Genomic DNA, 18,719 nt, shown 5'->3' with positions numbered 1-18,719 from the left:
GCGTCCGTGCCCGCTCAGCGACCTGGAAGGAATGTCATGACAAACCCATTCGAAGACGAGAACGCCAGCTACCTGGTGCTGGTCAACGACGAGAACCAGCACTCGCTGTGGCCGGCAGACATCGAGGTGCCGGAGGGCTGGCGGACCGTCGTTGATGCCAGTTCGCGTCAGGAGTGCCTGGCGTACGTGGAGGCGAACTGGACGGACATGCGCCCGACCAGCCTCGTCAACAGCTACTGAGGCCAGGGCTTTCACCGTTTCGGGTTCGGTGGGGACGGGCAGTGCATCTCGATGCTGCCACCGTGTGGAGCGAGTCAGTCGCGGACGGTCACCCGGCGGTGCCGGGTGGCCGTCCACGATGAGGTGGATCTTCCGGTCGAGGTGGCGGACCAGACGGTCGAGCCAGGCGAGGAGGAGCGGGCCGGTCAACGTGCCGTGGTGGCAGGTGACGTACAACGTGCCCTTGTTGCTGATCGCGGCCATCACGGTGACTCCGAAGCGTCTGCCGGTCTTGGTCGCGCCCCACCGGGTGCCCACCGGGCAACGGCCTGCGGGTTCTGCTCGTAGGCCCGGCGGATCGGCTTCCCGGGCGACAGGTCCCACGAGCGCGGGTGCGTGCCGATCGTGACCAGGGCAGACCGACGCCGAACCGGTCACGGCCCAGTTCGCGTACCTGCGGGCGGGTCCTCACCCAGGCTGGACAAGCAACCTGGTCAGGGGTCTCGTCCAGCGCCGAGCACGGTGGCCACCGCCGCCTGAGCATGCTCGGCCTGCACCGCCGCGACCCCCGACGACGCAGCTCCTCTTGTGCCTGCGGAGAAAGCCGCCGCGCATCTCGGACCACAACACCCATACACGGACAACAATCACCACATGTTTGCGTTACGGGTCAATAACGGGTCGCCGAGCCGGCCACCCGGGCCCCTTCCTTGCGCGCCGGCATGAAGGCATTTCCGAAGACGCGTTCGCCCCGGGACCCGTGGGATCCTCGGTGCCGAGAGCGAAAGGACAGCCGCCGATGACAGCGCAAGAAAAGGTAGACAGGGCAACGGTGTTTCCCGCGTCCTCCGGCACCAGACTCCCTTCCCTGACGGCGCTGCGGATCGTGGCCGCGACCCTGGTGTACATCCACCACGCGATGTACCAGCCGGTGTTCTCCGACCAGGGCTTGCAGAATGCCTACAATGAGCTCGCACGCAACCTGGGCCCCCTGAGTGTCATGTTCTTCTTCGTGTTGAGCGGCTTTATCCTGACCTGGTCGGCCAAGCCGCACGACCCCGTCAAACAGTACTACCGGCGGCGATTCTTCAAGATCTTCCCGAACCACATCGCGGTATGGGTCATCCTGCTGCTCCTGATGTTTGTGGCCGGGCGCACCGTCCTGTGGCCCGAAGCGGTGGTCAGCCTCGGTCTCCTGCAGGCATGGGTGCCGGACTTCAACTACCAACTGCTCGCGGTAAACCCACCGACGTGGACGCTGTCGGTTGAGTTGCTGTTCTACCTGTGCTTCCCGCTCCTCCTGATCCTGGTCAACCGAATCCGGCCCAGCCGACTATGGCTGTACGCGGGGCTGGCGGCCGTGGCCGCTCTGCTCATGCCGGTGGTCTCGCGGCTGTTCCTGCCCGACAGTCCGCCGACCCCCGTCTCCGCCTCGCTCTCCTGGCCCCAACTGTGGTTCATCTACTATTTCCCGGTCGCGCGAATGTTCGAGTTCCTGGTTGGAATGGTGATGGCCAAGATCCTGATGACGGGCCGCTGGCGAGGCGTGCGGCCGCTGTTCATCGTGGTGGTGCTGGTGGTGGCGTACGTGGCGACCCTCCCGCTCAAACTGTTCGAGGAGGGGTACCAGGCGGTATTCCTCATTCCGCTCGCCCTGGTGATCACCGGCGCGGCCGCGGCGGACCTCGCCGGGCGCCGGACGCTGCTCAGCAGCCGCGGCATGGTCTGGCTGGGCGAGATCTCCTATGCCTTCTATCTGGTCCACGTCACCGTGTTCTTCTCGCTGCAAGCCGCGTTCAACCACCAATGGGGCCTGGGCGGGATGTTCACGTCACGCCCGTTCGGTACCGTGGCCGGGATCACGTTCCTCGTTGGTGCCTATCTGGCGTGTGTGCTCGTCGCATGGCTCGTGTATTCGCTGGTGGAGCGCCCGGTGATGCGGCGGTGGGCCCGTCCGAGGCGGGCCCGGCCAGCAGGAACGTCGTCGGCGGTCCGGTGATCGCCTGCCTGGTTACCGCGGGAGTGGCGCGCGGCTCCTCAGAGGCGGGTGCCGATGGCGAGCGTGAGGCCCTCGGAAACGTACGCCGCCGGATCGTGTAGCGGGTTGGCGGGGGTGGTCGGGGTCGGCCAAGGCGCTCCAGGCGTCCCCGTCCACCCCCGCCCCGCCGCCTGCCGGCCAGCGCCGCGCAGGTGGGCGGGGAGAACGCCTTCGCCGCCGCAGCGGAGAGGGGCCCGAAGTTGCTTGACGAGCTCGATGTACTGCCGTACGGCGGTGAGGCCCGCGCCGGCGAGCCAGTGGTGCAGCTCGGGGGTGCGCAGCAGCTACTCGGCGTACCCCGACTTGGTGCTGGCGGCCCGGAAGAAGTCGGAGACCAGAAAGCACGGCGCGGGCCGGACGGTGATCAGGCCGACGTCGATCTCGTTGACCGCGACCGGGCCGCCGGGGCGGACGACATGGACCATCTCGGCCAGAGCGCGTGACAGGTCTTGGTCGGAGAGGTACTGGACCGCGTTTGGCGCACCAGTGGGCGTCGAACGAGGCGTCGGGTACGGCAGCGCGAGCAGGTCGCCCTCGCGGATCTCGACCGGGACCGCCAGGAATCGCGCCCGCCCGGACGCGAGCGTGATCTGCTCCGGCGCGAGGTCGGCGCCGTTCACGCGTGACGAGCCGGCCACGCGGCAGCGCCGCTGGCCATCCGCTCCGGATCGGACCGGTCGATCAGCTCGTCCTCGGCACCGCCGACCAGCCTTGGCGTCATGGCGGACACCAGCGCGTCACGTGTCGGGGCGGTGGTGTCAGGCGGCGTCCTCCTCGGTGAGTCCGGCGTACCGACGGGTCACCCAGCGTCGCCCGGAGCCGGTCGGGTTGGCCACGCTCGGCGCCGACCCGCAGCGCCGCGACCCGTACGGGTACGCCGGCCGGGCGCGGGCGCCGGTGCAGGGTCAGGGCGCCTCCGGGCGCGCCCAGACCGTCGAGTACGGAGCCTCGACCAGCAGGTGGTCGAGGTGGACGAGGCACTCGGCGATGCTCACGCCGGCGATCGGACAGGGCTGTCGTTCACTGCCCGAGAGGGGCGGTAGCGGAGGTGTACGACGCCGTTCCGGAATCGGCGCTCATCGAGGAGCTCAAGGTCGGCGCGCATGCCGGTCGGCAGCCCTGGCTTGCCCCCGCCGACGACGACGGGCAGCATGAACAGTTGGCACTCGTCGACCAGCCCGGCCTTGAAAGCCTGCGTCGCGAGGTTGGCACCTCCTACGGTGAGATCATTGCTGGCCGTGGCCTTCAGTTCCTGTACTGCGGCGGGGTCGAAACGGCGTTCGAGTCGGGTGTCGGCAGTTGACGTCGCAGGAAGGGTCTCCGAGTAGACGACTTTGCTCGCCGCCTGCCAGGTGCTCGCGAAGGCGGCCGTGAGGTCGGACTGTGCGGCCAGAGCGGCGTCGGTCTCCCAGACGGCCATCGCTTCGTACAGTCGTCGCCCGTAGAGAAACGTGCCCACCGACCGCAGGAGGTCGGTGGTGAACGCGAACACCTCGTCGTCGGGTGGGAGTAGGTCGAAGGCGCCGCGTTCGTCCTCGATGTAGCCGTCAAGCGACACGTTCGTCACGTAAATCAGCTTTGCCATGCCTCTACCTCTCGATGATTAGCTGCAACAGCCTGGCATTCATCAGCGTGGCGTCCAGCTCGGTGCACGCTTGGCGCCAACCCCTCCTCGTTGGGGTGCGCCAGATATTCGGGGAGCCAATGGCGGATCTCCAGTCGCGTCCGTCCGCCTCGGTTGGCGAGGCTCGGTAGCAGTACCCGGATTTGCTCGCCGAAATCCCCCCACTTGGGTGGGTTGAGTGTATCGGTGTGGGTTCGTTGTTTATCGGATGTCGGGCAGCGTGTCGGGCCGGGCGACGTGTGTAGTGGTGAGTAGGGCGACGACGGCGATGGGTGGGCCACAGTGGGGGCAGTCGCGGATGGTGTGTGGCGGTGCCCCAGTGGTGGTCCGCGGCGGGTCGGGCCCAGCCCTGACTGGTGTTATCGGCGTATTCGCGTTTCCAGGCTCGGGACTTGCAGACGGGGCTCCGGTCAGGGCCCGGCAAAGTCGTCAGGTGATGCCGAGTAGAGCCAGTGGGCGGGTGCTATCGCGGGGATAGTGGCGGTTGGCGGCGGCGATGCTGGTGATGCCGGCGGTGCGGAGTGCGCTGATGGCGGCGTTGCGAAGGGCGGCCATGAACTTGAGGTCCGGCGCCGACGGATTGGGATCGGTCTTCGTCGTAGGTGGCGTCGCGGACCCAGTGGACTTGTTTTCCATGGACCAGTGACCGCGGATCCGGCCGGCGAGTTGCGCCGGCCTGGTGCAGGTGTAGGTCGGGGGAGCCGTTTCATCCTGCGTAGCGGTTGGTTTCGTCATGTGCAGGACAAGTGGCTTGGATGATCGCGGTGGTCTGGCGTAGGCAGCAGCGTGGCGTGACCGGTTGTCGATGGTCCGCCGTCGGCTCGGGCTGGCGGCCGTGGGCCAGGCGGACCTCCTTACGCGGCTCGGTCAGGATCCGCGCGGTCACGCCCCGCCTGTTCTACCGTTCGAGGTGGGCGTACCCGGTCTGCCACGGTGGGAAGCCGATCGGCAGGTACCGCCACCCGCAGCCAGTGCGTACCACGTAAAGGGGCGTCGATGCCCGCCCGGCGGGCCCGCTTCTCCGGTCCGCCCATCCACTACGGGGACGACAGCATCAGCTCGATGATCTCCCACTCGGCCTCGGACAGGTCAGCCGGGTACCGCCGCACTCGACCCATACCTGCCTACCGACCGAGCTACATGCATCGACCGGACTCACAGCGCGACACGCCCGACCGAGTCACAATCCAAACGCGCTCTCACCGCTCCACGGTGGGTCAGCCGACAAGAACCCAGCCACCCTATCTTTGTCTTTTTTCCCAGGTCAGGGGCCTGCCCGGGGAAGTCCGACGCCATGGAGCAGTTGGGAACAAGAGCACGTCTCGTTCGCCGCAGCAGAGCAGTCTAGGAGTTGCGCCGGAAGGTTGGCCCCGAAAAGGTAGTATCGTCGGCTCCGACAAGGTATTATCCGCTGGCGGACGGCGAGGAATGGTGGTACCGCATGCCGAAGTTTAACCCAATCGGGGAAGTCAAATCCCTTATCCCCGAGGCTGGGCCAAAGCGAGTATACGCGCTGGCAACCTTCATCAACATGTTCGGGTTCGGGCTGCTGGTCGTGAGCATGAGCCTGTATTTCACCCGAATCGTGCAACTGCCCGCCTCACAGGTGGGAGCCGCCCTCACTATCGGGGTCGCCATCAGCCTGATCAGCGGCGTCCCGGTCGGCAACCTGGCCGACCGGTGGAGTCCGGTGAAGACGGTCAAGGTCATGCTGGTGATCCAGGCCGCCACGGCTACCTACTTCATCTTTATTGACAGTTTCACCGAACTTGTCATCGCGGCCACCCTCGACATGCTGGCGATGAAGGCGTCCGTAGCGGCAACCGAATCGCTGCTGCGCCGGGTGGCCGGCGATGACGCGGTCACCTTCCGCTCCAAGGTGCACGCGATCCAGTTCGTCGCAATGGGCCTGGGAACTGCCGGGTGTGCCGCCGTGATCCAAATCGGCACTCCTACCGCATACCACGTGATGATCGCCCTCGATGCACTCAGTTTCCTGGGCGCCTTGCTGGTCTTCACCCGGCTGCCGGATTACGAGCCGCTGCCGAAGCCGGACACCGCGTCACGCTGGGGCGTGTTGGCCGACCGGCCCTTCGTCGCGTACACGGCGGTGGCCGGCGCCATGAACCTACAGCTTTTCATGATCAATATGCTGCTGCCGTTGTGGGTGGTCGACGCCACTAAGGCTCCAACCTGGACGGTGGCGATTTTCTACATACTCAACAACACCTTGATCGTCTTGTTCATGGTCCGCGTCGGCAACAAGGTTAAGACGATCCGGGAAGGTGGCGTCGCGATCCGGCGCGCCGGGGTGGTCCTCCTGTTCAGTTGCTCCGCGATGGGCTTTGCGAACGGACTGCCCGGCTGGGCCGCGGTGCTACTCCTGGTAGCGGCCGTCTGCGTGCACACCTACGGCGAACTGTGGTATATGGCGGGCTCGTTCGCCCTCAACTTCGGCCTGCCGCCGGCGCACGCGCAGGGCCAGTACATGGGCTTCCTCGGGATCGGCGCCGGCATCGGCGAGGCGTTCGCCCCGTTGCTGTTCCTCAGCTTCATCCTGACCCTCGGCAGGCCAGGCCTGATCGGGATCGGCGTCTTCTTCGCCCTGGTGGGTCTGGTGGCGCCCGCCCTGGCACGGTGGGGCGAGCGGACCAGGCCCGCATCGGAGGAGTCGCCGGCTCGGGAGGTCGCGTCGGCGTAGCTTGTCCGGATCGTCCGCGAGACGAACAAGCCGATCCCCAGGTGGCGACTGACACCTGGGGATCAACCATGTACCCAGAACCGTCACGGGTAAGGGACTGGCTCGGTGTGAGACCAGCGCATCGAAGCGGTGGATCAGTCCGGGCTCGATGGGAGGCCCGTAGTGGTCGCGTCGACACGATCCACGGGAAGGTCAACGCCCTGGATCGTGCCGGCGAGCTCCGGCCGGACGTCCGTGAGTCGAATCAGAGCAGCATGCACGAGTATCGCGGTCTGGATGCTGCTCCGATGCCACTGTGGATTTCACTCTGGTCGACGTTCGGGGCCGCACCCTGCAACACAGGAGATGCGCCTACATGAATGGTCACGGATAATTGGTGGTGTGGCCGTCATGTCCGGGCATGCCACGAGTCGACCTTCGATGGAGGTTCGAAGGTCTGAAAAGCTTGCCATCGACGTCTGGCCGCCGAGGCCGGCTTCCCCACTACAGGGACGAGCTGTTCCGTCTCGCCTGTCGATTCGAGGAGGCGCACGTCAAGTGTTGCAGCCGCCCGATATGAGCAGCGTCCTCACGCCCTGATGCTCAGTCGTCGATCGCCTACTCGGAGGAACGATATGGCGGATCCACAGAAGATGCATGAACCGCGCAAGACACGGCCGATGACCGGCGCCGAGTACATCGAATCTCTGCGTGACGACCGGTGTCTGTATCTCTACGGTGATCGCGTGAAGGATATGACCAGTCATCCTGCGTTCTACAATCCAGTACGGATGACCGCGCGGCTTTACGACGCATTGCACGACCCGGACATGCGTGACGTGCTCACGTCGCCCACCGACACGGGCAGTGACGGTTTCACCCACAAGTTCTTCACCACACCGCACACGGCGGAGGACCTGGTCGAACACCAGAAGGCCATCGCCGCGTGGGCCCGGATGAGCTACGGCTGGATGGGCCGCAGCCCCGACTACAAGGCGGCCTTCCTCGGTACGCTCGGCGCAAACGCGGATTTCTACAAACCGTTCGAGGAGAATGCGCGGCGGTGGTACGCGGAGTCCCAGGAGAAGGTCCTTTACTGGAATCACGCGATCGCGCATCCGCCGGTCGACCGGAATCGCCCTCCGGACGAGGTCCGTGATGTCTTCGTGCATGTGGAAAAGGAGACCGACGCCGGACTCGTCGTGAGTGGAGCTAAGGTGGTCGCCACCGGCTCGGCACTCACGCACTACAATTTCATCGCGCACTACGGCCTGCCAGTCAAGGACAAGAAGTTCGCGCTGGTGGCGACTGTCCCGATGGGGGCGCCAGGGCTGAAACTGATCTGTCGGCCGTCCTACACCGCGAGTGCGGCATTGATGGGCAGCCCCTTCGACTACCCGCTCTCCTCACGGCTGGACGAGAACGACACCATCCTCGTGCTGGATAAGGTGCTCATTCCGTGGGAGAACGTATTTATATATGGCAATTTGGGAAAGGTGCAGTTGTTCACCAGCCGTTCGGGCTTCTCCGAGCGTTTCACGTTTCAGGGCTGCACCCGCTTGGCGGTGAAACTTGAGTTCATCGCCGGCCTGCTCGCGAAGGCGGTGGAACTCACCGGAGCCAAGGATTTCCGTGGCGTGCAGACACGGATCGGTGAGGTGCTGGCCTGGCGCAATCTGTTCTGGGCGTTCTCAGACGCCGCGGCCCGCAACCCGGTGCCCTGGCATAACGGCGCGGTCCTGCCCAATCCTCGGTACGGGCTGGCATACCGGTGGTTCATGCAGATCGGCTATCCCAGAATCAAGGAGATCGTCCACCAGGACATCGCGAGCGGCCTGATCTACATCAACTCCAGCGCCGAGGACTTCAAGAACCCGGAGATCCGGCCGTACCTGGACCGGTATCTCCGCGGCTCCGACGGCAGCGACGCAGTCGAGCGTATCAAGGTTATGAAACTGTTGTGGGACGCCGTCGGTACCGAGTTCGGCGGGCGCCATGAACTGTACGAACGCAACTACGCGGGCAACCACGAGAACACCCGGATCGAGCTGCTCTCGGCGCAGCTCGCGAACGGTGAGGTCGATGACTACAAGGCATTCGCGGACGAATGCCTCTCCGAATACGACCTGGACGGCTGGACGGTGCCCGACCTGTCTTCCTTCGAGGAGTTTCGCGAGGTGCGGGACCGGACGCTTAACGGGTGACGGCAGCCGGGGTTTCTGGTGCACTCGTGCGCACACCTACCTACCAGGTGTTTGAGATGAGCACGGGCCACCATGATCCGGCGTCGCGGGGCGAGCGCGGCTACCAGCCCGCCCACGATGTGATGTTCGTCGACGCGGGTGGCGGGCTGGTCAACACCGGGGTGGATTGGCAATGAATGACGCGGCAGGCATGGTTCCTCGTGACGATCGTCGAGCGTGTAGGACTTTATGATCAACGCGAGGGCCATGCCGCACCAGACAATTCTGGAGCCGTAGCACCGAACACGCTGGGAGAAGCATCGGGGCATGCCGATCGATAGGATCTGGATATGCGATTTGGTGTCCTCTTACCTCAGGGCTGCAATCTCGACCTTGTCAATGTGCCGGTAACCGAGCAGTGGGCCACGATCCGCGACATCGCCCAGGCCGCTGATGCCGGGCCGTACGAGTCGATCTGGGTCAGCGACCACTTCCACACGGTGACGGCGCCGAGCAACGAGTCGACGTTCGAAGCGTGGTCGATGATGGCCGCGTTCGCGGCCTGCACGTCCAGGGTGCGGCTCGGGCAGTTGTGCACGTGCATGGGCTACCGGAATCCGGCGTACCTGGCCAAGATGGCGGCGTGCATCGACGTGATGAGCGGCGGTCGGCTGGAGATGGGCGTCGGCGCAGGCTGGTTCGAGGACGAATGGCGTGCCTATGGCTACGGCTTCCCCAGTGCCGCCGACCGGCTCGGCATGCTCGATGAAGGCGTGCAGATCATGCGACAGTTGTGGACGACCGGCACGGCCACGCTGGCGGGACGCCACTATCAGATTGATCATGCGATCAGCCGGCCACTTCCGATGCAGGACGGCGGGATTCCGCTGTGGATCGGGGGCGCCGGTGAAAAGAAGACGCTGCGGACAGCGGCGAAGTACGCGCAGTATACGAACTTCGGAACGACGACCCTGGACGAATTCGTGCACAAGTCCCAGATCTTGGCTCAGCACTGCACGGACGTGGGCACCGACTTCGACGCGATCACACGGTCGGCTTTCTTCCTCGTGACCATCGGCGAGACCGAGAAGGACGTCGCTGACAAGATGGCGAGGCTGAGATCCCACTACCAGCCGCTGATGCCGGCCGATGCGCTTGAGACCTGGCTGGGCCAATTTACCGGCGGCCTCATCGGCACGCCCGAGCAGATCGTCGAGCGGCTGACCAAGGCCGCCCAAGCCGGGGTCGGCTATGTGATCGCCTACTTCGCAGACGCCGCGTATGACCGGACGAGCATGGACCTGTTCGCCAGCACGGTGGTACCGGAGTTGATTGGTTAGGCGACTGCCGGTCGCGCGTGCTCCGGTCGCGCGCACCTGACCCGGCTCGCCGATCTGTTACGCGGCCATCGAGCCCGGATCGGCAGCCGACGGCGCAAGCTCGCGCCGGGAACGGCAGGCGCTGCTGGTCCTGGCCCACCTGCGTAACGGCGATACCTACACGCGCCTGGCCGCCGGGTTCGAGGTCGGCCTGGCCACCGTGTTCCGGTACGTCCGCGAAGCGGTCGACCTGCTCGAGGACGGTGCGCCGTCGCTGACCGGCGTGCTACGGCGTCGGTCTGGCAACGGTCACCACCTCGGCGTCCTGGACGGCACCTGGTTGCGCATCGACCGGCTCGGCGGTGACCTGGACCGGCTGTACTACTCCGGCAGGCACCACCATCACGGCGTCAACCTGCAAGGACTCGTCGACCCGCGTCGCGGGGTGCTGGGCGCGGTTCTCCGACGGGCTGCCCGGCTCCACTAACGACCTGGCAGCGGCCCGCATCCATGGCCTCAATCGGTCCGCCGCCCAGGCCGATGTCGAGCTGCTCGCTGACAAGGGGTATCCGGGCGCCGGCGGCACGGTGCCCAGCCGCACATGGGCCGCAACCTCACCAGAACGCAGAATGCCCACAACGGCGGGCCGTCCTCCCATGTCCGGCACGTGGTTTCGTGATCGGGCGCAGCAGCCTCCCGGACCGTCAACGACACACCCGCATGGCGAGGGGCCTTAGCATTTCCCGGGCGATACGAACATTCAGATCGCACCACTGCCCACACCCGTGGACGGCGCAGCAGCCCCAACTTCGTTGCTCAACGTGACCCTTCCGGGTCGGGGCCAAGCCCCAACCCTTCCATCACCAGCGCCGCCCACAAACCGCCCACAGTCCCCGCGCGAGGCTAACGCGCGGTTTCCAATTCGAGCCGCTCCGGCCCGTTGTCGATGATGTCGGCGAAGTGTTGGCCGAGCTGGCCGGAAAGGCTGGCATCGTAAATATCGGTCCGCACAACCATGTGCATCTCCAGGCCATCCGTGACGGGCAGGACCTCGAGTACGAAGCCGTGCACGGAGGTCGACCATTCGTCCATCTTGGAATCCATCACCCCGGCGATGCCACCAAGGCTGAGTGCCGGCATCGAATTGTAGACCACGGCGGGCTTACCGATGAACATCGCCTCCAAGCCGCCAGACCCGCCCAGGATGCTTGCCATCTGCTTCATGTCCAGCAGGACGTCGCGCGCGGCCATTCCCTGGAGGTACGAATCGCGCATGCGCGCGAGGAGGTTCGGGCCTGATCGGAACGGCCCGTTCGGCCGCAGCAGGATGTTGCCCACCCGTGTGGTGATCGTCCCGTCGATCAGCGCACCGGCTTTGTTCCCGATCGTGACCATCAGCCCGAGGTCGTGCGGAGCGCCCGCCCGGATGAGCGACTGGACATACACCGCCACCATCGCCACGGATGACGGCATTCCGTTGGCGCTGGCGTAGTCGTCCCAGGCCCGCAGCTTCGTGTGCGGCAGGGTGAAGGAGAAATCCGAGGCGGGCCCGCTCGGCTCTGGCGGCTCGGCGTTGCACCCGGGAAGGCGGCAAGGCGGCAGGTCGCGAAGTTCGTTGAGCCAGTATCGGCGTTGTGCCTCAGCGTCCTGCGCCGCGAGCTGGTGCCGGTAGTCAGCGGCCATCTCGGCGAGCGACGCCGTTCTGCCGGGCCAGCGCGGCGCTCTCCCAGCCGTACGGGCCGAGTAGGCCGCGGACAGCTCTGCCGTCAGGATTTCCAGCGAACGGCCGTCGAACGCCGCGTGGTGGGCGGCCACTCCGAACAGAGTGCGCCCGCTCTGCCTGCTGCGCACGACCACACACCGCCAGACCTCCCCCTGGTCAATGTGCAACGGCTGCTCCAATGCCTGCCAGAGCGCGTCGCTCGCCGTGCCATCGTCTTCATGTTCTGCCAGTCGCTGAAACCGCGCCTGCCCGGGATCGGTCGGCACCTCGGCCAAGCCGAGATCCGGCTCGAAGAGGTACCTGGCGTGCAGAGCCTGGTGGCGGCGGTGCACATCGGTGGCGGCAGTGGCGAGCGCCACCTCGTCAAGCCGGCCGTCGAACCACCAAGCAAACCGCGGCACGATGTCCATCGGGACGGTATGGGCCTGCATGGGGGTGATTGCCACGAGCTCGGCGCTTCTGTCGGCTGATGGCGCGACAGGAGTGCTGGGCCCGCCGTTCCCACCGCTGGCGTCGATCCATGCTGCCAACTGGGCTACGGTCGGGGTCCGGAAGAGCTGGGTGAACCTGACCCGTATCCCAGTCGCCTGCTCCAACCGGGCACATGCGACGGTCACCGCCACCGAGTCGAGGCCCAGATCGAAGAAGGACGCCATGCGCGGCAAGCTGGAAACGCCGAGCATCTCGCCGAATATGCGCGCGACGGTACTCTCCGTCTCGCCTTGCGGGCTCTCGTCCGTTGAGAGCACCCCGCTGGCGTCGCGTCGCAGGTCTTCTCGCTGCGTCATGCCCGCTCCTTAGAGGGTGGAATAGCGTTCAGCAAACAGGTCAGGTCACCCAGGCGCCGGGTCGGTTCGCCGGGCACGGTCGCGGCCACGGTCCGTGAGGTGAGGATGACAGCGGGAGTGGCGTCCAGCTCCGCATACGACAGGGACGTGGTCTCGGACACCACTGCGGCCGCATCGGGAGTCCTTGCCGCCTGCGCGGCCAACCGCCTACCCAAGATCCCCTCCGCTGGGTGGGAATCGGACGTTACCTGGACATTGATGCTCGGTGTCACGTTCGCCCGACTCCTTCGCACTCGGCTGTGATTGGGCGTGGGGGCACATGTCAAGGGACCACTCGCGCTTGTCACTGTCGCAGGCCGACCTGCTTGATACACCTCCAAAAAAGCCAAGTGAATCTACAAATCGAGCAAGTTTGAAGTAGACCGCCGGGGGGCGCCGCTGTTCTCATCTACTGGTCAATGTGACGATTGGGGGAACCGAAGATGGCGGAGATCAGTCGCCGGGGGCTTCTTGCAGGTGCGGTTGCCGGGGGGATCACCCTCGGGTTCGACGGGAACAGCGCAAGTGCGGCACAGCCGGATATCCACGCAGGATCGGTGTCGACCGGGAATTGTGCGCCGGCTTCCGCAGCGGTGGCGGTCGGTAGGAGTGATCCGCGGTATCCGAGTCTCATCACTCCGTGGAACAGGCGATTCCAGGGAAATCCTCAGAACGTACACCTCGTGCATACCGCACAGCAGGTTGCCGATGTTGTCAGCGGCGCTGTCGCAGCGAACAAGCGGATTGCGGTACGCAGCGGCGGACATTGCTTCGAGAACTTCACCGCCTCCCCTGACATCCAGGAACTGATAGATCTCTCGCGGATGTCGGATGTCTACTACGATCCCAAGCGACGGGCGTTCGCCGTCGAAAGTGGCGCAACACTCGGCCAGGTGTACAACGCCCTCGTCAAAGGATGGGCCGTTACCATGCCGGGAGGAATATGCCCCGGCGTGGGCGTCGGCGGCCACATCGCCGGCGGTGGCTACGGCTTCTTGTCGCGCCGGTACGGTCTCGCGGCCGACCACCTGTACGCCGTGGAAGTCGTGGTCGTCGATAAATCCGGAAAAAGTCGAATCGTTGTCGCAACGCGTGACAAGGCGGACCCCAATCGAGATCTCTGGTGGGCGCATACCGGTGGCGGAGGCGGAAACTTCGGCGTCGTGACGCGATATTGGCTGCGATCACCGGGTACGGACTCCAACGACCCCGCCGAACTGCTGCCTCGGGCGCCGGCGACCATGATAAGAAGGTCACTCGTGATGACCTGGGAGCAGTTGACCAGCACGTCGTTCTTGAAATACTTCCGAAACTATTGCAACTGGTTCGAGCGGAACAGTGTCCCCGATTCTCCGAATGCGAATCTCTGGGGCGGGTTCTTCGCATTTCACAAGTCGGCGGGGCCGGTCGGCTTTATCGTGGGTGTCGACAGCGGGGTGCCCGGCGCCCAGAGTCTCGTCGACGCACACTGCGAGGCGGTCATGTCCGGTGTGGGGGTGCAACCCGTGTCGGACAACACCGAGGTCGTGCCGTACCTGGACGACCGGAACTGGAATTACGAGCCTTATGCACGTTCCAAGGACAAGGCTGCCAACCTGCGCAAAGGATTTTCGGACAGCCAAATCGCGACCATCTATCGTCGTCTGAATGACCCCGAGCCCACAAATGCGGGCGCAGCGCTTACCATGTCTGGGTACGGCGGCAAAATCAACGCAGTGGCCCCAGGTGCGACCGCGACGGCAGACCGGGACTCGATCCTACGGGTGTACTTCACGGGTGGCCGATGGACCGCAGCCGCCGACGACGCGAAGAACATCAAATGGATTCGCGAATTCTACCGCGACGTCTATTCGGAAACTGGCGGGGTTCCGGTGCCGAACGCGATAAACGCCGGAAGTTACATCAACTATGCTGACGCCGATCTCGCCGACCCGGCCTGGAACACGTCGGGGACGTCGTGGGCAGAACTCTACTTCAAATCCAATTATCCCCGCTTGCAGCAGATCAAGAACCGATATGACCCCCGGAACGTGTTCCACCACGCTTTGTCAATCGCGCCGAGGTGAACGTTCGGTATCGGAAGGAGAAACGGGTCGCCTACGTGACCCTGGACCGGCCACATGTGCTGAACGCGATGGATCTGCGTACGCATGAAGAACTCGCCGAGATCTGGGACGACTTCGAAGCCGACGATGACATCTGGGTCGGCGTACTGACCGGAGCGGGAGACCGTGCCTTCTCTGTAGGGCAGGATCTCAAGGAGTTGGTGGCACTGACCGAACTGGGCCAGGCCGCTCCGTCCACTTTCGGCAGCCGGGGCAGGCCGGGCTGGCCCCGGCTGACCGAGCGGTTCGGTCTTGCCAAGCCGCTGATCGGGCGGGTCGACGGGTACGCCCTTGGCGGTGGTTGCGAGCTGGCCCTGGCCTGTGACGTCATCGTCGCTTCGGATCGGTCGGTCTTCGGACTCACCGAGGCCAGGCACGGCCTGATTCCTGGGGCGGGCGGAGTCTTCAGGCTGACCCGACAGGTGCCCTACCGGGTCGCTATCGGGCATCTGATCACCGGTCGCCGTTTCGACGCCGCCCGCGCCTACGAGCTGGGTCTGGTCAACGAGGTGGTGCCCGCCGCCAAACTCGACGCGAGCGTGACGCGCTGGGTCGAAGACATCCTGCGCTGCGCCCCGCTGTCGGTGCGTGCGATCAAGGAGGCCGCGGCTTCCTCAGCCAATCTGAGGCTCGCCGACGCCTTTGCCACCCGCTATGTCTGGGAGGAACAGCGCATGCACAGCGCGGACGCGATCGAGGGTCCGCTCGCCTTCTCGCAGCGGCGAGACCCGGTCTGGCGGGGAGGCTGAGCGTTCGAGTAGGACTCTCACACTGTCACCGCGGCCGATCGTTTTTGGTAAAGGGCCGTGGAGCTTATGACGCCCGCACCGGTAAACCGGTGGACCGACCGTGGCCGTCGCGGCGCAACCGGCCGAGCACCGCTCCGTCGTGCGCTGGCCCCAGGGCGACTGCGTAGTCGGTCGACGGGTGTCCTGAGCTGGGGATCTGCGGAGTGAGTGGCCGCTGCGGAGGGCGGGTGGGATTCCGTCGGTGATCATGGAGTTCTCTGCGCTTCACGACCCCGAGGAATCTCACCCGCCGATGTCGTCAGGCCCGATCCCGGCACTGTCCGCAGTTGCCGGCACCGCTGACAGGCCACCACCCGGTCACCGGTGGTGAGCCGACGGGACTGCCGCGTGCCTTGTCGGTAGTTCCGGATCCCGCGGCCCGGGCGAGGCTCCCGGTCGGGGCATCGGATCTTGGTCGACTGCTGTCTTGCCTGGAGCCTCGCCTTCATCGAGTTCCGGGCTCGCCACACCCGCCTCAGCTGCAAGATCAGGGTCGAAGAGGCTCATTAGTCGGGACGTGCCCACCGTCAATGCCGAGGTGGCCGAATCGCATCTCCGACAATGCGCAAGCGCGCCACAGAGCCGAGCCATCAGCCCAGCAAACTCGAAGTTGTGGCCAGTACCGCGCTACTGAGACGCTTGCCCGAGCTAGCTTCTTGTAAACATATAGTTGGCCCGCGATGATAATGCTGGAGGGTTAGTATATGACCACGAAGACCGGTATCAGCGTGTGGCTGAGTGATCCTGCCAGTTACAAGATGGCAGATCAGCCAGACATCGCGGTGACCGCTGCCCGCGAGTTCAACGAGAAGCACCCGGAATATCTGGTCGAAATCAAGGCGCACGACTTCTACACGATGCCCGGAATCGTGGCCCAAGCCGCAGAGCAGGGGACTCCGCCCGATGTCGCGGAGTTCCACTTCACTCTGACGCGGACCATGATGGACGCACTCGGGAGCGATGGGGCGCCCCTGTTCACGCCCATCGAGCGAGTCATCGCGGGGCGAACCGAGATCCTCGGTGAGCCGGTCGTGCTCGAGAGCATGCTGCCCGCGGCGCGTGACTTCTTCCGCTACGCCGGCGAGCTGGTGTCCATGCCCCGGACGGCGTCCACCCTGGTGTTGTACGCCAACATGACCATCCTCAACCGTGCTGGTGTGACCAAGCCACCCCGCACCTGGCGCGAGGTGGAGGCCGCGTGCGAGGCGGTGGCGAAACTCTCCGATGGACCATCGCACGGCATCGCATGGCCGAACTGTTACTGGTTCTTCCTGCAGTCGGTCGCACAGCAAGGAGGGCTCATCGCGGATCACGACAACGGCCGGTCCGCGCGGCCGGAGAAGGTGAACCTCGCCTCGGACGAGATGATGGCCTATGTCGAGTGGTGGCAACGCCTCCACCAGAACGGCCACTATCTGTACACCGGAGTAATAGGGGACTTTCCTGGCTGCTTCGAGGCATTCGAGAACCAGGAGGTCGCGCTGCTCATCACGTCATCCGTCGACGCCACTCATTTGATGCAGCGAGGTGAGCGTCACGGATTCACCGTCGAGGCCGGCCGCATGCCGTACAACGACGAGGTCCGTTTCGCGGGCAACAGCCTCGGCGGATTCTCGCTCTGGCTTGCCTCGGGCCTCAGCAAGGAAAAGCAGGATGGTGCGCTGGCCTTCATGCAGTACCTGAACAACCCGCGCAACGTCGCGGAGTGGGCCAAGCTCCACTGGCGCATTCCAATCACCAAGCCGTCGCTCGATTTCCTCGCCGCCGAGGACTGGTTCGTTCGCAATCCCAATCTTCAACCGGCCAGTGACCAAGCCGAGGAAACGGACGGCTCGCCGGCGTCGTTCGGGCCCCTCATGGGGGACCACGCCGCCATCGTCGGCAAGTTGACCTCCGCGATGCATGACGTGCTGATCAACGGTGCCGAGCCAATCGCCAGGTTCGCCAGTGCGAGCGAAGAGGCCCAACAGAGCCTCGAAGGTTACAACTCATACTGCGACGGGCCACCTCGTCGGACCCCTCGCGATTACACGGTCAGCATTTGAGTTCATCTCCCAGCCGGTAGCAGACCTGCGCTCATGGCTGAGTCTCCGGCGGCGTTGCGGCTGAACTGAGATCGCGGGCTGAAACCGCGAGAGGAGCTGCCACCATGACCATGCCGCTGGAGAATCTCTCCACCGAGACGCGAACGTTCGCACCACCGCCTGAGTTGGCCGCCGATGCCAACGTCACGGCGGACACCTACGCCGACGCCGCCCCCGACGCGCCGGCGTTCTGCGCACGGCACTTCGACATCTGAGCGACGGATCCACACTCGCCCGGCCGCGCCGCGGCCCCGACCAACGAGGGAAGTCAGCATCGATGATTCTCGAGGACCAGTACTTTCTTGGCTACCGGAGCGCTGAGCATGAGCGGCTACGGGCACAGGTGGAGGACTTCCGGTCCGAGGCGGCCTGGATGTTCGACCAGGTCGGACCGCTCGACGGTAAGAACGTCGTGGAACTCGGCGTGGGACCCGGTGGCTGCCTGGACGAGTTGGCCGCACGGGTGAAGCCGAACGGCACCGTCATCGGCGTCGAGCGCGACGCGGAGTCGGTCGAGCTCGCGCGCAAGTTCGTGGTGGACCGCACGCTGGACAACGTCGACGTCCGGCACGGCGATGCGCGGGCGACCGGCCTCCCCGGCGACAGCTTCGATCTCGTCACCGAGCGGCTGATCCTGCACAACGTGCCGCGGCCTGAGGAGATCGTCGCCGAGGCGGTACGGCTGGCCCGCCCGGGAGGATGGGTCGCCTTCCACGAGGGCGATCGGGTGGGGCAGGTGTGCGACCCGCCCGCTGAGTCGTGGACCCGGCTCATGGATGTCCTCAAGCGGTATGCGGACCGCAACGGGATCGACCTGTTCGTCGGCAGGCGGCTGCCCGGCCTGCTCCGCCGCGCGGGCCTCGTCGACGTCCGGGTGCGGCCGGTCGTCTACATCGACCACGAGCCCGGACACCCGCGGCGCTTGGTCCTCGCCGACTTCGCCGAGAACCTGCGTGACCGGCTCATCACGAGCGAGCTGATCACCAGGGAAGAGTTCGACGATCTTCACGCGGCGTTGCGTCGTCATCTCGCCGATCCAGGTACCACCGTGATCTCGCACCTCTACGTCCAGGCCTGGGGCCGCAAGCCCGGGTGATCGCGTCGTGGTCCAGCGGAGGTCCGCCGACGG

At 65.3% G+C, this 18,719-nt stretch carries 17 protein-coding genes and 1 pseudogene; 11 read left to right on the top strand and 7 right to left on the bottom strand.

Annotated elements, in window-relative coordinates:
• Positions 1–36: 36 nt before the first annotated feature.
• Positions 37–240: an MbtH family protein gene (locus ACIQG9_RS02935; protein ID WP_400397856.1), complete on the top strand. Its 204-nt coding sequence runs from the start codon at positions 37–39 to the stop codon at positions 238–240.
• A 162-nt stretch (positions 241–402) separates the two neighbouring features.
• On the opposite strand, the pseudogene ACIQG9_RS02930 reads toward ACIQG9_RS02935, so the two are convergent.
• A pseudogene (locus ACIQG9_RS02930) lies at positions 403–537 on the bottom strand (IS630 family transposase); the annotation flags it as partial.
• A 481-nt stretch (positions 538–1,018) separates the two neighbouring features.
• On the opposite strand from ACIQG9_RS02930, the gene ACIQG9_RS02925 reads away from it, so the two are divergent.
• Positions 1,019–2,218 carry an acyltransferase family protein gene (locus ACIQG9_RS02925; protein WP_400397854.1) on the top strand — a complete coding sequence of 400 codons (1,200 nt, stop codon included), beginning with the start codon at positions 1,019–1,021 and terminating at the stop codon, positions 2,216–2,218.
• A 323-nt stretch (positions 2,219–2,541) separates the two neighbouring features.
• Here the strand turns inward: ACIQG9_RS02925 and ACIQG9_RS02920 are convergent, their stop codons facing one another.
• The 5 genes from ACIQG9_RS02920 to ACIQG9_RS02900 form a co-directional block, all read right to left on the bottom strand.
• The gene (locus ACIQG9_RS02920; protein ID WP_400397852.1) at positions 2,542–2,877 is read right to left on the bottom strand and encodes a class I SAM-dependent methyltransferase; all 336 of its coding nucleotides are present in this window, start codon (positions 2,875–2,877) and stop codon (positions 2,542–2,544) included.
• A gap of 97 nt (positions 2,878–2,974) precedes the next feature.
• The gene (locus tag ACIQG9_RS02915; RefSeq protein ID WP_400398770.1) at positions 2,975–3,160 is read right to left on the bottom strand and encodes a hypothetical protein; all 186 of its coding nucleotides are present in this window, start codon (positions 3,158–3,160) and stop codon (positions 2,975–2,977) included.
• Positions 3,161–3,248: 88 nt separating this feature from the next.
• A complete protein-coding gene (locus ACIQG9_RS02910; RefSeq protein ID WP_400397850.1) occupies positions 3,249–3,842 on the bottom strand; it encodes a dihydrofolate reductase family protein in 594 nt (197 codons plus the stop codon).
• 468 nt (positions 3,843–4,310) lie between these two features.
• Positions 4,311–4,616, bottom strand: a complete 306-nt coding sequence (locus tag ACIQG9_RS02905) for a hypothetical protein (protein WP_400397848.1) — start codon at positions 4,614–4,616, stop codon at positions 4,311–4,313.
• Positions 4,617–4,779: 163 nt separating this feature from the next.
• Positions 4,780–4,863 carry a hypothetical protein gene (locus ACIQG9_RS02900; RefSeq protein WP_400398769.1) on the bottom strand — a complete coding sequence of 28 codons (84 nt, stop codon included), beginning with the start codon at positions 4,861–4,863 and terminating at the stop codon, positions 4,780–4,782.
• A 459-nt stretch (positions 4,864–5,322) separates the two neighbouring features.
• On the opposite strand from ACIQG9_RS02900, the gene ACIQG9_RS02895 reads away from it, so the two are divergent.
• The 4 genes from ACIQG9_RS02895 to ACIQG9_RS02880 all read left to right on the top strand — a co-directional run bounded on the left by ACIQG9_RS02895 (position 5,323) and on the right by ACIQG9_RS02880 (position 10,550).
• On the top strand, positions 5,323–6,582 hold the full coding sequence (locus tag ACIQG9_RS02895; RefSeq protein ID WP_400397846.1) for an MFS transporter: 1,260 nt from the start codon (positions 5,323–5,325) through the stop codon (positions 6,580–6,582).
• A gap of 632 nt (positions 6,583–7,214) precedes the next feature.
• Positions 7,215–8,765: a 4-hydroxyphenylacetate 3-hydroxylase family protein gene (locus ACIQG9_RS02890; RefSeq protein ID WP_400398768.1), complete on the top strand. Its 1,551-nt coding sequence runs from the start codon at positions 7,215–7,217 to the stop codon at positions 8,763–8,765.
• A 329-nt stretch (positions 8,766–9,094) separates the two neighbouring features.
• The gene (locus tag ACIQG9_RS02885; protein ID WP_400397844.1) at positions 9,095–10,084 is read left to right on the top strand and encodes an LLM class F420-dependent oxidoreductase; all 990 of its coding nucleotides are present in this window, start codon (positions 9,095–9,097) and stop codon (positions 10,082–10,084) included.
• 52 nt (positions 10,085–10,136) lie between these two features.
• Positions 10,137–10,550, top strand: a complete 414-nt coding sequence (locus ACIQG9_RS02880) for a transposase family protein (RefSeq protein ID WP_400398767.1) — start codon at positions 10,137–10,139, stop codon at positions 10,548–10,550.
• 416 nt (positions 10,551–10,966) lie between these two features.
• On the opposite strand, the gene ACIQG9_RS02875 is transcribed toward ACIQG9_RS02880, so the two are convergent.
• Entirely contained in the window at positions 10,967–12,574 is a 1,608-nt protein-coding gene (locus ACIQG9_RS02875) for a condensation domain-containing protein (RefSeq protein ID WP_400397841.1), read from the bottom strand.
• A gap of 482 nt (positions 12,575–13,056) precedes the next feature.
• Between ACIQG9_RS02875 and ACIQG9_RS02870 the strand changes: the two genes are divergently transcribed.
• From ACIQG9_RS02870 to ACIQG9_RS02850, 5 genes are all read left to right on the top strand, one after another.
• The gene (locus tag ACIQG9_RS02870) at positions 13,057–14,679 is read left to right on the top strand and encodes an FAD-binding oxidoreductase (RefSeq protein ID WP_400397839.1); all 1,623 of its coding nucleotides are present in this window, start codon (positions 13,057–13,059) and stop codon (positions 14,677–14,679) included.
• Positions 14,676–15,467, top strand: a complete 792-nt coding sequence (gene dpgD, locus ACIQG9_RS02865) for an enoyl-CoA-hydratase DpgD (protein WP_400397836.1) — start codon at positions 14,676–14,678, stop codon at positions 15,465–15,467. Before ACIQG9_RS02870 ends, dpgD begins: the two co-directional genes overlap by 4 nt.
• A gap of 743 nt (positions 15,468–16,210) precedes the next feature.
• A complete protein-coding gene (locus ACIQG9_RS02860; protein WP_400397834.1) occupies positions 16,211–17,551 on the top strand; it encodes an extracellular solute-binding protein in 1,341 nt (446 codons plus the stop codon).
• A 104-nt stretch (positions 17,552–17,655) separates the two neighbouring features.
• The gene (locus ACIQG9_RS02855; protein ID WP_400397833.1) at positions 17,656–17,805 is read left to right on the top strand and encodes a hypothetical protein; all 150 of its coding nucleotides are present in this window, start codon (positions 17,656–17,658) and stop codon (positions 17,803–17,805) included.
• 62 nt (positions 17,806–17,867) lie between these two features.
• Positions 17,868–18,686, top strand: a complete 819-nt coding sequence (locus ACIQG9_RS02850; RefSeq protein WP_400397831.1) for a methyltransferase domain-containing protein — start codon at positions 17,868–17,870, stop codon at positions 18,684–18,686.
• Positions 18,687–18,719 lie beyond the last annotated feature (33 nt).

This window comes from Micromonospora sp. NPDC092111 (assembly GCF_044755745.1).
Taxonomy (GTDB): domain Bacteria; phylum Actinomycetota; class Actinomycetes; order Mycobacteriales; family Micromonosporaceae; genus Micromonospora.
This window is presented reverse-complemented; position numbering and strand designations above follow the sequence as displayed.

Bases quoted from the DNA above. Each gene is read 5' to 3' on its own strand.
- ACIQG9_RS02935 (WP_400397856.1), top strand. From the start codon at position 37: ATGACAAACCCATTCGAAGACGAGAACGCCAGCTACCTGGTGCTGGTC.
- ACIQG9_RS02925 (WP_400397854.1), top strand. From the start codon at position 1,019: ATGACAGCGCAAGAAAAGGTAGACAGGGCAACGGTGTTTCCCGCGTCC.
- ACIQG9_RS02910 (WP_400397850.1), bottom strand. From the start codon at position 3,842: ATGGCAAAGCTGATTTACGTGACGAACGTGTCGCTTGACGGCTACATC.
- ACIQG9_RS02905 (WP_400397848.1), bottom strand. From the start codon at position 4,616: ATGACGAAACCAACCGCTACGCAGGATGAAACGGCTCCCCCGACCTAC.
- ACIQG9_RS02895 (WP_400397846.1), top strand. From the start codon at position 5,323: ATGCCGAAGTTTAACCCAATCGGGGAAGTCAAATCCCTTATCCCCGAG.
- ACIQG9_RS02890 (WP_400398768.1), top strand. From the start codon at position 7,215: ATGCATGAACCGCGCAAGACACGGCCGATGACCGGCGCCGAGTACATC.
- ACIQG9_RS02885 (WP_400397844.1), top strand. From the start codon at position 9,095: ATGCGATTTGGTGTCCTCTTACCTCAGGGCTGCAATCTCGACCTTGTC.
- ACIQG9_RS02875 (WP_400397841.1), bottom strand. From the start codon at position 12,574: ATGACGCAGCGAGAAGACCTGCGACGCGACGCCAGCGGGGTGCTCTCA.
- ACIQG9_RS02870 (WP_400397839.1), top strand. From the start codon at position 13,057: ATGGCGGAGATCAGTCGCCGGGGGCTTCTTGCAGGTGCGGTTGCCGGG.
- ACIQG9_RS02860 (WP_400397834.1), top strand. From the start codon at position 16,211: ATGACCACGAAGACCGGTATCAGCGTGTGGCTGAGTGATCCTGCCAGT.
- ACIQG9_RS02855 (WP_400397833.1), top strand. From the start codon at position 17,656: ATGACCATGCCGCTGGAGAATCTCTCCACCGAGACGCGAACGTTCGCA.
- ACIQG9_RS02850 (WP_400397831.1), top strand. From the start codon at position 17,868: ATGATTCTCGAGGACCAGTACTTTCTTGGCTACCGGAGCGCTGAGCAT.